We start from the raw sequence: 15,258 nt of genomic DNA, 5'->3' as shown, positions 1-15,258 counted from the left end.
GTCAGTTCGGCTTCAGCTCGGGGCAACGGAATTCGGTCAGCTCGCGCAGGCCGAAGGGGTTGATGCTGCTCGCCGCCTGCACAATGAACTCCGCGCTGCGGTCGCCCTGGATGATGGACAGGTTGAACCGGTCCGGCTGCCGCGTCGCCGTCAGCCGCCCGAGGAACACGAGGCGCAACGTCCCCCAGCCGCCGTCATATTCCAGCGGCCCCGCCGAGGAGGGCGGATCGAAGGTCAGCGTCACCGGATTCTGCGAGGGGAAGCTCACATCCAATGGCCGCCCGCCGCCCCCCGGCTCCAGCGCGATACGGTTGCCGGAGGCTTCCAGCACCCCCGCCGTGGTGCCGCCAGACAGGCCGCGCGGCTGCAACTGGAAGCGGAAGCCATTGGCGCCGCCCGAGGGGAAGAAGGCATCGCGAATCGCCGCCGCCCGCTGGAACTGCTGCAGATCGGCCTGGGAGACCGGCGGTTGCAGCCCCTCGGCCGCCACCGGCCGCCACACCCGCTGGGTGGTATCGGCATAGGGGCGGATGTTGGTGGCGAAGAAACTGTCCAGCAGCCCGCCCGGCGAGAACAGCCGGATGAAGTCATCCACCGGCATATCCGCCGCACTCGTGCTGCGGCGGAAGGGGAAGCGGGTCTCCATCCCCCGGCAGAGCGGCGCCAATTGCGCGCCCCCCGCCGCTGCGATCGCCGCCTGGGCGCCGCCGATGCGGGCCCGGCTGGTGGATTGCGCCAGGGCCGAGAGCCAGGACTGCAAGGGCTGCGGCTGGCGCTGCGCCTCGGCCTGGAGGCGCTGGCCCGGGTCCAGCCCCTGGCTTGGCGGCAAAGCGGTGCCGGGCGGCGCATTGGCCAGCCGCGCGACCTGGACATAGAGGTCGTTCAGGATCACCAGCACGCCATCGATGGGCGCCCCCGCGGCGTCGCGCAGCGCCTGGAAATGCGGCTCCACGATGCGGGCGACGGGCTCGGCCCCGGTGCTGCCCACGGCGGCGCCGACGGCGGCGGCCACGCGGCTCGCGGTCGCGGCCACGGCGGCCTGGGCCGCCCCGGCGACGGCCGCCCCGGCGGCGGGCTCCGGCGCCGTGCCCGGCGAGACCTGGCGCGCGATCGAGCGCAGCAGGTCCTTCATCGGGCTGTTCGGCGCCCCCAGCAGATTGAGCCCCTCGGCCGCCTCGTTCAGCCCGGTGAAGGGCGGCAGCACGAGGTCGGCGAGCATCGCATCCCAGACCCGGATGTAATCGGCGGCATAGAGCGCCAGCACATCCGCCTCCAGCCGACGCGGGTCGCTGGCGACGCCGGCGGCGGCCTCGGGCCCCAGCACCCAGGATTCGCTGGCGGCTTCCAAGGCCGCCTGCGGCAGGCGCGGCAGCACCCGGCCATAGAGGCCCTCGATGGTGAAGAGCCCCGGCACGCCCTCGGTCAGCGGCCGTCCGCTGGCGCGGGTGAAGCTGCGCACACCGGCGGCCCCCAGCGGCTGCGCCGGGGTCCAGGGCGCCACGTTCTCCGCGAGCGGCTTCAGCCGCGCGTAAACCCGCTGCGCCATCGGCAGGCGGGAGAAGACGCGCCGCGCCTGATCCACCAGCGCGCCATCGAGCGGATAGCTCGCCAGCGTGCCCGTCATCATCGCATCCAAATGCCGGCCGAGCGCGTCGCGCCCCGGCTGGTTCACCGCGCCGGGGAAGGCCGTCTGCCAGTCCAGCGCGAACCATTCCTTGACCAGACCGCGGTCGAGCGGCCCCTGCCCGCCCAGCATCAGATAGACGCGGACCGCCTCATACAGGAACTCGGGGCGCTGGATGCCGCCGCGGATCTGCGCCTCCACCCGCGCGAGCAGGCGCGGCAGCAGCACGCGGTCCAGCGCGCGGCGATAGGCGCTCTCACCGCCCTGGGTCAGCATCGCCTCCTGGCTCAGGCCGAAGGCGGGGCCGTCGCCCTTGGCCGCTTCCGGCAAGGCGCGGGCGGTTTCGAGGTAGCCGAGCACCCGCGACAGATCCGGGCTGGTGACGCGATCGAGCGGCGCGCCCGCGGCGGTCTGTTCCGCCACGCCGACGGCGGCGGCCAGCCGCGCGCCGCGCGCCTGTTCGGCATTCATCGCCGACCAGCCCCAGGCCGCGCCACCGACCAGCAACAGCACCGCCGCCGCCCAGGCGCCGATCTGCACATAGCGGCGGCGGGATTCGGTGCCGCGGTCATTGGCCGCGAGCCGCGCCTCGTTGAACACCACATCCTTGAGCAGCCGCCCGAGGAAATAGGCGCGCCCCTTCTGCCCCATGACCGCGGCCGGCCGCGACGGGTCCAGCCCGAAGGCGCGCGACAAGGCGCCGGACAGCCGGTCGAGCGGCGTGCCCTCCTGCGTGCCGGAGGTGAAATAGACCCCGCGCAGGAAGGGTGCCGGATCGAGCTTGGAGCCGCCGAAGGCGCCCTGCACGAAGGCCTGCAACGACGCCTCCATCGAGGCGACCTGGGCCGGGAAGCCCGCGATCAGCGCGCGCTGCGACGGGCCGCGCTCGGCCTGCAAGCGTTCGAACAGTCGTGCCTCCAGCCGGTCGGAGAGCAGCTTGAACTCCTCGCCGAATTTGGCGACCGCGCCCTCGGGCGTCGTCGTGGCCGGGAAGGTGAAGCCCCAGACCTGCTCGCGGGAGGTCTTGTCGAGGTCGTCGAAGAATTCGGTGAAGCCGGGCAGCAGATCCGCCTTGCTGACCAGGAAATACACCGGCAGGCGCTGGCCCAGGCGGGTCTCCAGCTCCTTGATCCGCCGCCGCACGCTGCGTGCATGGGACTCGCGCATGGCGCTGTCGAGGCGAGACAGCATGTCCACGCCGAAGGCCACCAGCACGCCGTTCAGCGGCTGCCGCGGCCGGTTCTTCTTCACGAGGTCGAGGAAGCGCTCCCACCCCGCCTTGTCGGCATCGGCATCGCTGTCCTGCGTGGTGTAGCGCCCGGCGGTATCGATCAGCACCGCGCGTTCGGAGAGCCACCAGTCGCAGAAGCGCGTGCCTCCGACGCCGGCGACGCGGCCCTCGGCCAGCGGGAAGTCCAGCCCGCTGTTCATCAGCGCCGTGGTCTTGCCCGAACCCGGCGGGCCGATGATCGCATACCAGGGCAGGTCGTAGAGATAGGCGCCCTTGCCGCCCGTCGCGGTCTTCAGCTTGGCCAGGGCATCCGTGAGCTTGGCGCGAAGCTCGGCCTCCTCCTCGGCCGCGCGCTCGTCCTTCTGGGCCTTGGGATCGGGTGCTGCGGCGGCCTCCACCAGCCCGGCGTCGCGGCTCTCGCGCTTGCGGCCGCGCAGGAAGACGACCAGCGCCCAGATCAGCACCGGCACCGCGACGAGGATGCCGCGCAGCCAGTACGCGTCGAAGACCTCGCCGAGCAGCGGGACGAAGAGCCAGATGAGGACGTCGAGCAGCAGAACGCCCAGCAGCGCGCCCAGCGCCGGGATGGTGAAAAACGCGCGCATCAGCGGTTCCCTCGCAGCAGCACGATCTCGATGCGGCGATTGGCCTCGCGGCCCTCCGCGGTCGTGTTGGGCATCAGCGGCTCGGCGTCGGCGCGGCCCTCGGCGGTGAAGCGGGAGGCATCGCCATTGGCCACGACGATCAGCGCCATGGCCTGCTCCGCGCGGGACTGCGACAGCGCGAAGTTGGAGGGGAAGCGCACGGTGCGGATCGGCTGGTTGTCGGAATGGCCGAGCACCTTCACCGCCCCCGGCTCGTCCTTCAGCCCCTCGCCGATACGGCGCAGGATATCGACGAAGTCGCGATCGACGCTGCTGGAGCCGGAGGGGAACATCCCCCGCCCCTTGATGCGGATCAGCAGCCGCTGCGCATCGCCATCGACGGTCAGCAGCCCCTGCGCGATCTCCCGCGCCAGGAACTCGCGCAGGCGCGGCACCGCATCGGGCGGGCGGCGTTCGGGCGGCGGTGGCGGCGGCGGGGCCGGCGGCACCGGCGGCGCGCTGCGGTCGATCGCCGGCGGCATGCCGGGCGGCAGGGCGGCCATGCGCTCATACAGGTTGCCGGCATTGGCCGAGAGCCCGTCCGACAGCCAGTACCAGCCGCCCCCCAGGGCAAACAGCAGGAACGCCAGCGCGACCCAGGCCGGGACGCTGCGGCTGGGGCCGCGATGCGGCGCATTGGCGCCCTTCCAATGCGGCGACAGGTCGCGCTCATAAGGGCCGCGGAGCTGAGAGAGGAGCTGGTAGAGACCCTCCCGCACCCGATCCAGATCGGCCGCCCCGCGCGGCATCAGCCGGTACTTGCCCTGCAAGCCCAGCGACAGCGCGAGATAGGCGATCTCCAGCGCGCCCTTGTAGCGGCCGGGGTCCTTCTGCATCCCGGCCAGCAGGTCGAAGACCCGCTCGCCGGACCGGGTTTCCTGATGGAAGGTGGAGACCAGGGATTTCTGCGCCCAGGCCGATTGCGCGCCCCAGGGCGTGCCCAGCACCACATCGTCGAGTGCGGCGGAGACGACGTAATGCGCGGCGCGGATTTCCTCGGGCGTGGCGCCGACCTCGCGCGCATCCACCTCGAACTGGCGCAGGCCGCGCAGGGCGCGTTCGCGCAGCTCCTCGATATTCGGCTGGCTGGCGACGCCGGCATTGGCCAGCCGCGCCAGCATCTCCAGCAGCGGTGCCGCGGCGGCGGCGAGGGGGCCGGGGCCGACCTTGGGCAGCGCCTCGGCCTCACCGGCCAGGCGCGGCTGCGCGGGGGCGGCGGCGCGCGGGGGCGGTGCCGGGGGGCCGGCGAGTGGTGGCGTGCCGGCGGGTCTGGCGGCGCCTCCCCGCACCACCGTGCGGTCGGCATCCTCGGGTTCGCCAAACGGATTGTCGCTCATGCGCGTATCGCCCAGAGGCTGAGACGGAGGTTCGGGAAATCACCCGAGACATGGATCGCGAAGCCGCCGCTGGTCTGCATCTGCTGCCAATGCGGACTGCCGCGATCCAGCTCGAAATACACCGCCCCGGCGTGGAACGGAATCTGTCGCGGTGCCACCGGCAACGGCCGCACCACGATGCCGGGCAGCGCCACGTTCACCAATTCGCGGATGTGCTCGACCGCGCCGATCTTCACCTGGTTCGGGAATTGCCGGCGGATCTGCTCGCCCGGCATGTCGGCCATCACCGACATCACATATTGCCCGGCGCGGAGCAGGTTGCGGTCCAGGATCGGCCCCACGCGCACGCCATGGCTGCGCTCCTGCAAGGGGATCTCGACCGCATTGGTCTCCAGCACCGCCGAGAGGCTGCGGCGCAGATCCGCGATCACCGGCGCGAAGGAGCGTTGCAGATCATCGTGACGATAGGCCGGATAGGTTGAGGCTTTCTTATCCGGGGCCGTGAAGGTCGCGAGTTCGCCCGCGATCTGGATCAAGGTCGAGAACAGCGTCTCGGGATGCACATTCCCCGCATCGGCGTAATGCGCGAGCAGCGGCAGGCAGCGGTTCACCGTCTGCAACAGCAGGAAATCCGCGACCTCGGCCACACCGCGCGCGCCGGGCTGGGACAGCCGCGCGCCCAGCGCCTCGGCCCGCTGGCCGAGCATGCCGACCAGCTCGGCGACCACATTGGACAGAGGCGAGACCGCCGAGATCCGCAAGGCCGGCGGGATGAAGCGGTCATCGACGAGGACGCGGCGATCGGCCTGCACCTCGACGATCCGCGCGAGGCCGAGGCAGGAGAAGCCGGCGCGCTCCTCGCTCTCCAGCATGAAGCGCAGGCGCGGGCGGCCGACGCCAAGCTCGGCCGGCAGGGTCGCGTCCGAATGCGTGTCATAGGCCTCGAAGGGATGCAGCGCGTAGCGGGCGGCGGCGGCCTCCGCGCCCTCGGTCGCGGTCACCTCCTGGCTGCCCGGCTGGCGCACCGGCAGGGCCAAATAGACGATCTGGTTGCGGGTGCCCTCGGGCAGGTCGAGCGGCACCGGCTGGTCGGCATTGCCGGGGACAGCGAAGGGGGTGCCGTCCTCCAGCACGCCCGCGACATTGGAGACGGCGAATTTCCCCGCCGCCAGCAGGTCCCGGTCCAGCGCATATTCGGTGACGCCCCAGGGATGCGGCCGCAGCGGTGCTGCCCGCGCCTGGAGCAGATGCTCCAGGTAGCGGTCCTGCTGCTGGAAGTGCTGGGCGCGGAGGAACATGCCCTCCTGCCAAACGACCTTATCCTGCCAAGCCATCCCCGTGCCGTTCCCCCTGCCCCGCGCCAGCCCGGCCGATACCGTGCCTCAGCGCCGTGATGCCTCTTCATAGGCCCGCGCGAAGGCTTTCCCGAACGCGCTGTCGAAATCATCCTCGAATTGGTCGGCGACCTGCTGGTGAAGCTTTCGATATGCTTCCCACAGGCGCTTTTCCCGCGCCCCGGGCATGATGCCACCACCCTGCACCTCGGCTTCAACCCCTGTCGGCGCGAGGCGCGTCAGCAGCGCCCGGGCGGCGGCCTGGGTCGCGGCCAGGGTCGCGACCTGATGCGCGGTCAGGTCATCCACGGTCTCACGGATCGCGGCGGGACCGGCACCGCGCGGGGCGAGCAGCGCCTGCACCGCGGCTTCCTCGGTCGCGGCGAATTTCACCGGGTTGTTGCCGGCGGCGCGCAGCATGGTCTGCTCGATGCGGAACTCGCGCTTCACATCGGCCCGCGCGATCAGCAGGGCGCGCAGGCCGCCGACGGAGGCGCGCAGGGCGGCACCGGCGGCGGTGAGGGCGGCGGTGGGGTCGGTGCCGGGCAGCGGCGGCGGCAGCCCGGCGGCGGCATGGAGCAAGGCCAGCGCCTCCGCCAGCCCACCGGGCGCGGCGGCGGGGGCCGCGGAGACCGGTGCGGTGGGCGGTGCCATCGGCGGCGGGACAGTGGCGAAGGAGTCGGCCGCGAAGGGATCGGCGGCAAAGGCCGGTGGCGCGGTGGGGGGCGGGGGTGCTGGAGGCGGAGCGGCGACCGGGCGCGCGACCAGGGGCGCGATCGGGGGCGCGACCGGGGGCGCCTTGGGCGCCGGCGGCAAATCCGCAAACGGATCGCCCAAGGGATCGGGCATCGGATTGGCCCGGGGCGCGGGCGGAAACGCCGGCGCGGGCGATGGCCGGGCCGGCGCGGCCTCCGGCGGCAGGTCGGCAAAAGGGTCCGGCAGGCCGGCGAAGGGATCGGCCGCCTTGGGCCGTGGCGCCACCGGCGCGTCCCAGTCATCCGGCAGCAGGTCCGGCATCGTCGCCCGTGGCGGGGCGAAGATGTCATGCGTGCTCGGCTGATGGTCCGGCATCACCGGGCCGTGGTCCTCGGGCGCGAAGGGGTCGAAATCGGCGGGCAGCAAGGGCGCCCCGCCGCCCGGCGTGCCGCCCGCCGGGGACAGCCCGGGCAAGGATGCCGAGAAGATGTCGCTGGAGGGCGCATCGGCCATGGGATCGGGGCCGGCGGAGGACCAGGCGCCCGCGCCCTGCCCCGCTTCCTGCTCGATCCGGCATTCGATCTCATAGGCGCCGAGCCGCAGCCGGTCGCCATCCTGCAAGGGCTTGACCCGGTCCCGCCCGACCGGCTCGCCGGCCCCGTTGAGGAAGGTGCCATTGGTCGAGAGATCGCGCACCTGCCAGCCGCCCGAGAGGTATTCGACGGTGCAATGCCGCTTGGACAGCACGCGGTCCGGGTCCAGCAGCGGCCAGTCGCACTCCGCGCCGCGGCCGAGCGTCATCTCCCCGCCCGGCAGGCGGCGCTGCTCGGGGACCGCCCGGTCGGGACACCGCAGAACCGAAAGCACCAGAACCATGCGCGGGATGCTCCCTTCTCGTGACCCGGCCATGCAGCGCCGGAGTTAGCCGCCGATCAGGACGGTCGGGAAGCCCAGGATGATCGCCCCGCCATGCGCTGTCATGTCCCCGATCCGTGCGGCGGGCAGGCTGCCGACCAGCACCGTCATGCTGCCCTTCACGATCACATCCGGCGGGCCGACACACAGGCACATGTCGGTCACCCGCGCCTGCGGCAACGCGCCGGTCAGCACGGTCGGCATACCGCTCAGGATCGGGCCGCCGACATGGGGGATCGGCGGCACGCCCGGCGTGACCATCGGGCAGACATGCATGTCGGTGATGCGGGAGGCAGGGGGGCCGGGCATGGGCTCAGCCCTCCTCGGGCTGCAGGCGGCCGGCACCGCCGGCGGCGATGTCGCGGGCCGCGGCGATGAAGCGGGCGAAGCGCGCATCGGCCCGCGCCGGGGCGATCCGCACCGCCGAGAGCACGATGGCCCCCGCGATGGCGACCCCGGTCAGATGCTCGCCCGGCGGCACCGCCGGCTGGCCCTCGGGCGCCATGCTGCCGCCGGACCAGAAGGCGCCGACGGCGGCCCAGGCCTCGGGGCTGCGGAAGCCGGTGCGGCTCGCGATCTCCATCGCGGCGCGGCGGGCGGACTCATCGGGGCGGCGCACCCAGAGCTCGGCCGCCTCCAGCGCCTCGCGGTCGGCGGCGAGCAAAGCCGGGTCGGGCACGGCGCGGGCGCACATGCACGCCCACCAAACGGCCTCGCGCTTCGGCAGGGCATGGGCTGCGAGGCGCGCGGCATCGGACATCCGCCCGGCCGCCGCCAGGCGCTCCACGCCGGTCACGGCATCGGTGGCACCGGCCAGGGCCGCCAGGCCCTCGGCATCCAGCTCCAGGCGCGGCAGCAGCGGCGCCAGCGGCACGGCAAGCTTCACGGGTGTGGCGGACATCTCAGTTGATCATCACCAGGGCGCCCTTGATGATCTGCAAGGCGCTGGCCTCATGCTTCGACATCAGACCCTTGGTTTCGAGCATGAGCTTCGCATCGACCTTGATCATCATCCCCTCGATCGTCACCCCCATCTGGTCGATCACGATCTTGCTGCCTCCAACCTTGAGGGTGATGGACTGCATCGCCTCGACCTCGATCTTCCCGAGCGATGCCTTCTCGGTGATGTTGCCCAGGGAAACCTCGGTCGATTTGTTCCCCATCTTTACCTTATCGGATTGGTTGCCCATGGATACCTCGGTATCCATGTTCCCCATCTTTACGGTCAGTTTTTCGTTGCCCTGCTTGATTTCGGTGGTGTGGTCGCCGGTGATGGTCTCAGTATGCTTGCCTTCGACGGTCTCGGTGCGGTCCACCTTCACCGTTTCGGTCTTGTTGTTCTTGATGGTTTCGGTGTGGTCATGGCCGACCGTCTCGGTCCGGTCGTTCTTGACCAGGATCGTCATGTCCTTCTCGGCCTGGACATTGATCTCTTCCGAGCCCTTCTTGTCCTCGAAGCGCAGCTCGTTGAAGTTGGCGGCACCGCCGCCCTTGCTCGATTTCGTCTTGATGCCGGATTGGGTCTTGTTGGCCGGCAGGGCGTAGATCGGCTTCTGCTCGGCATTGTAGACGCTGCCGATCGCGACCGGGCGGTCCGGGTCGCCGTCGATGAAGCCGACCAGCACCTCGTCACCCACCCGCGGCAATTGCCAGGACCCGCCCCATTTGCCCGCGAAGCCCTGCGCGACGCGTACCCAGCAGGAGGAGGTGTCGTCGGTCTTGCCGGCGCGGTCCCAGAGGAAATGCACCTTGATCCGGCCGAATTCGTCGCAGTGGATTTCCTCGCCCGAGGGGCCGGTGACGATGGCGCTGTGCAGCCCCGGCATCGCCGGGCGCGGCCGCGCGACAGCGGGGCGCCAAGGCCGGTCCGCCTTCATCACCACCATCCCGTTGCGGTATTCGGCGGTATTGCCGCCCGAGAGATGCGTCTCGTCGAAGGCCTCGTGCAGCACCTCGGTCACCAGCCAGGTGGTGGGGGCGGTGACATCCAGCCCCTCCAGCACCTTCAGCCGCCCGCCGGCGAAAACGGAGGGATCGTTGCCGGCGGCGGAAATCAGGTCGGCGCCGGATTCATACCCCTCCATCCCGAGCTTGGAGGGATCGGCATCCGGCCGCACCCCCTGCCCGCCCGGCCAGCGGAAGACCTCAAAGCTCGCGGCATTGGGGGTGCCGAGCACGGTGGGCGCATTGCTCTTGAGCAGCGTGTTCGGCTTCAGCCCGTCGAAGTCATGCGACGTGACCTTGCCCGGCTGCAGCCCCGAGAGCGGCCGCCACTCCGTCAGCGCGCCAAACACATCGGCATGCGGCCGCACCACCTGCGGATCGCCCGGCACCAGCGGGTAATCCGCATTGGCGCCGCAGATCACCAGCGTGTGGTCATTGTCCTTGTGCTCGAAGAAATAGCCGCAGCCGATCTCCTCCAGCAGCCGCTGCAGGAAATCGAAATCGGTCTCGTTGTACTGGACGCAATAGACCCGCACCCCGGTCGGCACCGAGCCACCCCAGCGCACCGGCGCCACATCCGATTCGCCGAGCACCTTGGTCGCGATGTCCTTGACCGACTGCTCCTGGAAGATGCGGCAATCGCCGGTGCGCGAAAGCTGCCAGAGCCGCGGCACCACCTCCAGCCGATAGGCGGCAAGCTCCCGCCCGAAGGCGCCGATTCGCGAGAAGCCGCGCACGATTCCGTGGAAATGCCGCGGTTCGACATGGCCGCGCGCGACGGTGCAGGTGACGGGCTTGCCGATCAGCGCCGAGGGCTGGATGTCGAGGTTGGTGGAGACGACCTCGGCTTCCAGCGTGAAGGGCCGGCCGATGGCTTCGCGCACGAGCAGTCGGCGCAAGGTCAGCGTGTCGGCGCCAAGCGGCGAGGCGATACGCAAGAGCCGTTCCGCCTGCGACAGGGTCTGCGCTTCGGACAAGGCTGTTCCTCGTTTCGCTGTGGCCTGGACCATAGACCGGGCCGGGACGGTGCGTGAAGAACGCCTGCGTGAACAGTGTCAGCGTTTCGTGAGCGACGCGACCCCTGGGCCAATACGGCTCATAGGCACTCTTCGGTCAGGTCGGTGACCAGCATCGCCCCCGGGGCGTGGCTCGCGAAGGGCACTCCGGCCGCTTCAAGCGCCGTCAGCGCCGTCAGGCCGCAGCCCCAGTAGAGCCAGTCCTCGCCGGGCTCCAGCGGCATCGGCTCGCCCCAATCGGGGTTGCAGGGCGCCTCGATGCCGAGCACGGCCGGATCGCCGCGATGCAGCGGCGCGCCATGGCAGCGCGGCAGGCGGGCGGTGATGTCGATGACCCGCGGGATATCGGCGATCCGGAAGGGGCGCATGGAAACCACCAGCGGGCCGGCGAAGCGCCCGACGGTGACCGCCTTGCGGTCGCTGCGGAACAAGGCGCCCTGCACGCCAAGCTCGGCATCGCGAACCCGGATGCCGGCATTGAGCAGCGCCGCCTCCGCCCCGAACCAGCAGCCGACGGCGAAGGGCACCAGATCCGCCTGCCAGTTCCGCTTCAGATCCGGCAGGCGATGCGCCCGTTCGCCCGGCACATGCGACAGGTAGGAGGGCACGTCGGTCCGCACATCGATCCCGGACCCCAGCATAGGCAGGGTGGGATCGCCGGCGCGGCCACGGGCGACAAGCGGGCAGGAGTGCGGATTGGCGGCGCAGAAGGCGGCAAATTCATCGGCCACCGCCTCGGGCAGCACGAACAGATTCACCTGCACGAACCCCCGCGCACGGCCCAGCGTCAGCCCGTCCCATCCAGCCCGCGCCGCCGCGCGGACCATCGCGCCGCTCTCGTGGCCCACACCGTCCAAGGCGGTGTCCTGCATGCACATTGCCTCCATCGGTTGCGGAGCAGAGGCAAGGAACGGGCCAGAGCAGGCGCGCATGGCGGGTCACACGGAATGGTGTTCAGGTGCCGGGCCTGGGGCGGATGCGGCTGAGGGCGTGTGAGGTGGCAGTGGCATCGCGTCGGGCCTTCCCATCAGGAGGGCAGTGCCACGCAAACCGCGCGCCAGGCCGTGGCGCGCAGGTTTTTCAAGGGCTTATGATGATCGCCACCGCGATCGGGTCAACTCTGTAAAATCTGCTGACAAGCGGCGGGGGGGGGGCTGTCCGCTGCGTTTGGTGATTGGTCGGAGTGGCGGGATTCGAACCCACGACCCCTTGTCCCCCAGACAAGTGCGCTACCAGGCTGCGCCACACTCCGACTGCGGGGCGGATACCACCCCCGAGGCCGGGGGGCAATCGTGCCTTCAGCGAGAAGCCACGCGAAGCGCCTCGATAACCGCCTCGATCTCGGCAATCGCCAGGCGCAAGGCCGCGGCGCGGCGGCCGGCGGCGGTCTGGGGCGCTGGCAGCGGCAGTTCCAGCGTCTCGGTCACGACCACCGATTCGGGCAGGTCGCCGTCGCGCAGCAGCCGCTGCACGCCCTTGATGGTGTAGCCCTGGGTGTAGAGCAGGTCGCCGACCCGCTTGAGCAGGGCGATATCCTCGGGGCGGTAGTAGCGCCGCCCGCCGCCGCGCTTCAGCGGCTTGAGCTGAGGGAACTTCGTCTCCCAGAATCGCAGCACATGCTGCGGAATATGAAGATCCTCGGCGACCTCGCTGATGGTGCGGAAGGCGGTGGCGGCCTTCTTCGGCCGTGCCCGCGCGTCCGGGCCCTCGGCCTCGCGCAGCTCGTCCTCGGCGCCCTCCTCGGTGCCGGTCTCGCCCGGCTGGGGCTCCTCGGCCTCATCTCCACCGATCGGCGGGTCACCAGCTGGGGTCATGCGGGCGCCGCCTCGCCATTGAGCCGCGCCTTCAGGGCCTGGCTCGGGCGGAAGGAGAGCACGCGGCGGGGTGAGATCGGCACCTCGATCCCGGTCTTGGGATTGCGGCCGATTCGGGTGCCCTTCTCGCGCACCAGGAAGGTGCCGAAGGCGGCGATCTTCACCTGATCCCCGGCTTCGAGTGCCGCGGACATCGCCTCCAGCACGGCCTCCAGCAAGGCGGCACTTTCATTCCGCGACAGCCCGACCGCGGCATAGATCGCCTCAGCCAGTTGTGCGCGCGTCAGCGTCTCCGCTTCCATGGCCCCAAATCCCCCGCCAAGCCATTCAAGCGGTTAGAAAACCGGGATCGGCGACGCCCGTCAACCACGCGGAACGACCCCGCGATTCAGCATGAATTAGATTATCAGGAATTCCCCGTAAGCTGCTGATCAGAAACGGGCGAGCGCGGCGCCCCAGGTGAGGCCACCACCGATGGCCTCCATCAGCACGAGGTCGCCACGCTTGATCCGGCCATCCCGGGTCGCCTCGGCCAGCGCCAGCGGCACCGAGGCCGCCGAGGTATTGGCATGGCGATCGACCGTCATCACCACCCGCTCGGCGGGCAGGCCAAGCTTGCGGCCCATCGCCTCGATGATGCGCTTGTTGGCCTGGTGCGGCACCAGCCATTGCACATCGGCATGGGTCAGCCCCGCGACCTCCAGCGCCTCATCCACCGCGGCGGCGAGCTTGGAGACGGCGTGGCGAAACACCTCGCGCCCGGCCATGCGGACCACGTCCTGGGCACCGGAGGCATCGACATGCAGCAGATCGCCGAAGCGCCCATCCGAATGCAGATGGGTACCGAGCACGCCGCGGTCCTGGGCGGTGCCCTGCCCTTCCTCGGCGCGCAGCACCACGGCCCCCGCGCCGTCGCCGAACAGCACGCAGGTGCCGCGGTCGGACCAATCAAGGATGCGGGTGAACACCTCGGCGCCGATCACCAGCGCGCAGCGCGCGGCGCCCGTGCGAAGCAGGCTGTCGGCGATGCCCAGCGCGTAGACGAAGCCGGTGCAGGCCGCGAGCACATCGAAGGCGAAGCCCTGGGTGATCCCGAGCTTGTGCTGGATGCGCACGGCGGTGGCGGGAAAGGCGCTGTCGGGCGTCGCGGTCGCGACGATGATCAGATCGACCTCATCGGCCGAGATCCCCGCCTGGGCCAGCGCCTCACGCGCCGCCAGCAGGCCAAGGTCGGAAGCCTGCTGCTCAGGCGCCGCGACATGGCGCTGGCGGATGCCGGTGCGTTCAGCGATCCAGGCGTCGGTGGTGTCGAGGTTGTGCAGGCAGGCCAGGGCGTCGTTGGACACCACCCGGTCGGGGAGATACCCGCCGGTGCCGAGGATGACCGAGCGGATCACGCCGCCGGGACCGTCGCGCGGCGCGCGGCGAGGAGGGCCAACCCCTCGCGGATCCGGTCGTTGAAGCGGTGCGTCACCATATCCATCGCCACATCCATGGCATGGGCGAAGCCCAGCGCATCGGTGCCGCCATGGCTCTTCACCACCACGCCACGCAGGCCGATCAGCACCGCGCCATTGTAGCGGCGCGGGTCCATCCATTCGCGCAGGCGGTCGAGCGCCGGGCGGGCCAGAAGGTAGCCGACGCGGGCGGGCACGCTGCTGGTGAAGACCTGTCGCAGCAATTCGCGCATCAGCTTCAGGGCGCCCTCACCCGTCTTCAGCGCGACATTGCCGGTGAAGCCGTCGGTCACGACGACATCGACGGTCCCGGCGGTGATGTCATGCCCCTCGACGAAGCCGTAGAAGCCGCTGGCGATATGGCTGTCGCGCAGGATTTCGGCCGCCTCGCGCACGCGCTCATCGCCCTTCAACTCCTCGGAGCCGACATTGAGCAGCCCGAAGGTCGGGTTGGTCAGGCCGAGCACCGCCCGGGCGAAGGCATCGCCCATGATGGCGAATTGCACGAGGTTGCGGGCATCGCATTGCACATTGGCGCCGAGGTCGAGCATCACGACATCGCCGCGCGCCGAGGGCCCGATCGCGGCCAGGGCCGGCCGGTCGATCTCGGGCAGCGTCTTCACCACGATCTTGGCCAGCGCCATCAGCGCGCCGGTATTGCCGGCCGAAACCACGCCCTGCGCCTCGCCGCCCGCCACCGCGTCGATGGCGACGCGCATGGAGGAGCCGCGCACGCGCAGCGCCTGCGTGGGCTTCATGTCGCCTGGGATGGAGGTCGCCGCATGCCGCATCTCGCAGGCCTGCGACGCCCGCTTGCGCGTGGCGAGCAGGGGCCTGAGCCGTTCGGCATCGCCGCACAGCAGGAAACGCGCAGCCGGATGGCGTTCGGCCGCCAGCTCAATCCCGTCGAGGATCGATTCCGGAGCGTTATCGCCACCCATGGCATCGACCGCCAGCGCGAAAGGCGCGGCGGCGAGGCCAGTGCTCGCATTGCCGTCGGGCACGGCCGTTCTCTGGGTCGTCACCCGGCGCCCGGCTTAGAGTCGGACCGACGCCTTGAGCGCCTTGCCCGCCGCGACGACTTCGCGCCCGTCATAATGCCCGCAATGCGAGCAGATATGATGGGGGCGCTTCGTCTCGCCGCAGTTGGAGCATTCGACATGCGCCTCGGGGCTGATCGCCTGATGGCTCTGGCGCATGCCGCGGCGGGAGGGCGAAACCTTTTTCTTGGGAACGGCCATGGTGC

At 70.7% G+C, this 15,258-nt stretch carries 12 protein-coding genes, 1 tRNA gene and 1 pseudogene; all 14 read right to left on the bottom strand.

Annotated elements, in window-relative coordinates; all coding sequences use genetic code 11:
* Window position 1 precedes the first annotated feature (1 nt).
* Window positions 2-3,460 (bottom strand): type VI secretion system membrane subunit TssM, encoded by a 3,459-nt coding sequence (gene tssM, locus C8P66_RS01075; RefSeq protein ID WP_111396281.1) that lies wholly within the window; start codon window positions 3,458-3,460, stop codon window positions 2-4.
* Window positions 3,460-4,836: a type VI secretion system protein TssL, long form gene (tssL, locus tag C8P66_RS01070; RefSeq protein WP_111396280.1), complete on the bottom strand. Its 1,377-nt coding sequence runs from the start codon at window positions 4,834-4,836 to the stop codon at window positions 3,460-3,462. The genes tssM and tssL overlap by 1 nt, the downstream gene beginning before the upstream one ends.
* Window positions 4,833-6,170 (bottom strand): type VI secretion system baseplate subunit TssK, encoded by a 1,338-nt coding sequence (gene tssK, locus C8P66_RS01065; RefSeq protein WP_111396279.1) that lies wholly within the window; start codon window positions 6,168-6,170, stop codon window positions 4,833-4,835. Before tssK ends, tssL begins: the two co-directional genes overlap by 4 nt.
* 48 nt (window positions 6,171-6,218) lie before the next feature.
* Window positions 6,219-7,742, bottom strand: coding sequence for a type VI secretion system-associated FHA domain protein TagH (gene tagH, locus C8P66_RS01060; RefSeq protein ID WP_158537051.1), 1,524 nt, complete (start codon window positions 7,740-7,742; stop codon window positions 6,219-6,221).
* A 45-nt stretch (window positions 7,743-7,787) separates the two neighbouring features.
* Window positions 7,788-8,090 carry a PAAR domain-containing protein gene (locus tag C8P66_RS01055; protein WP_111396277.1) on the bottom strand — a complete coding sequence of 101 codons (303 nt, stop codon included), beginning with the start codon at window positions 8,088-8,090 and terminating at the stop codon, window positions 7,788-7,790.
* A 4-nt stretch (window positions 8,091-8,094) separates the two neighbouring features.
* Window positions 8,095-8,682, bottom strand: coding sequence for a DUF6931 family protein (locus C8P66_RS01050; protein WP_111396276.1), 588 nt, complete (start codon window positions 8,680-8,682; stop codon window positions 8,095-8,097).
* Between the two features lies 1 nt (window position 8,683).
* Window positions 8,684-10,702 (bottom strand): type VI secretion system Vgr family protein, encoded by a 2,019-nt coding sequence (locus C8P66_RS01045; protein ID WP_158537050.1) that lies wholly within the window; start codon window positions 10,700-10,702, stop codon window positions 8,684-8,686.
* Window positions 10,703-10,821: 119 nt separating this feature from the next.
* Complete coding sequence (locus C8P66_RS01040; RefSeq protein WP_158537049.1) at window positions 10,822-11,613, bottom strand: D-glutamate cyclase family protein; 792 nt, start codon at window positions 11,611-11,613, stop codon at window positions 10,822-10,824.
* A 303-nt stretch (window positions 11,614-11,916) separates the two neighbouring features.
* Window positions 11,917-11,993 (bottom strand) — tRNA-Pro (locus C8P66_RS01035).
* A 201-nt stretch (window positions 11,994-12,194) separates the two neighbouring features.
* Window positions 12,195-12,555, bottom strand: a pseudogene (locus tag C8P66_RS01030) (MerR family transcriptional regulator); the annotation flags it as partial.
* Window positions 12,552-12,857 (bottom strand): integration host factor subunit alpha, encoded by a 306-nt coding sequence (locus tag C8P66_RS01025; RefSeq protein WP_111396272.1) that lies wholly within the window; start codon window positions 12,855-12,857, stop codon window positions 12,552-12,554. The gene C8P66_RS01025 and the pseudogene C8P66_RS01030, both read right to left, overlap by 4 nt.
* Window positions 12,858-12,986: 129 nt before the next feature.
* Complete coding sequence (locus tag C8P66_RS01020; RefSeq protein ID WP_111396271.1) at window positions 12,987-13,952, bottom strand: beta-ketoacyl-ACP synthase III; 966 nt, start codon at window positions 13,950-13,952, stop codon at window positions 12,987-12,989.
* On the bottom strand, window positions 13,949-15,016 hold the full coding sequence (plsX, locus tag C8P66_RS01015; RefSeq protein ID WP_111396270.1) for a phosphate acyltransferase PlsX: 1,068 nt from the start codon (window positions 15,014-15,016) through the stop codon (window positions 13,949-13,951). Before plsX ends, C8P66_RS01020 begins: the two co-directional genes overlap by 4 nt.
* A gap of 33 nt (window positions 15,017-15,049) precedes the next feature.
* Complete coding sequence (gene rpmF, locus C8P66_RS01010) at window positions 15,050-15,253, bottom strand: 50S ribosomal protein L32 (RefSeq protein WP_111396269.1); 204 nt, start codon at window positions 15,251-15,253, stop codon at window positions 15,050-15,052.
* Window positions 15,254-15,258: the final 5 nt, after the last annotated feature.

This window comes from Humitalea rosea, assembly GCF_003253705.1.
In the GTDB taxonomy this organism is placed as follows: Bacteria; Pseudomonadota; Alphaproteobacteria; order Acetobacterales; family Acetobacteraceae; genus Humitalea; species Humitalea rosea.
Note: the sequence above shows the minus strand (reverse complement) of the source record. Positions and strands in the feature narration are given on the sequence as shown.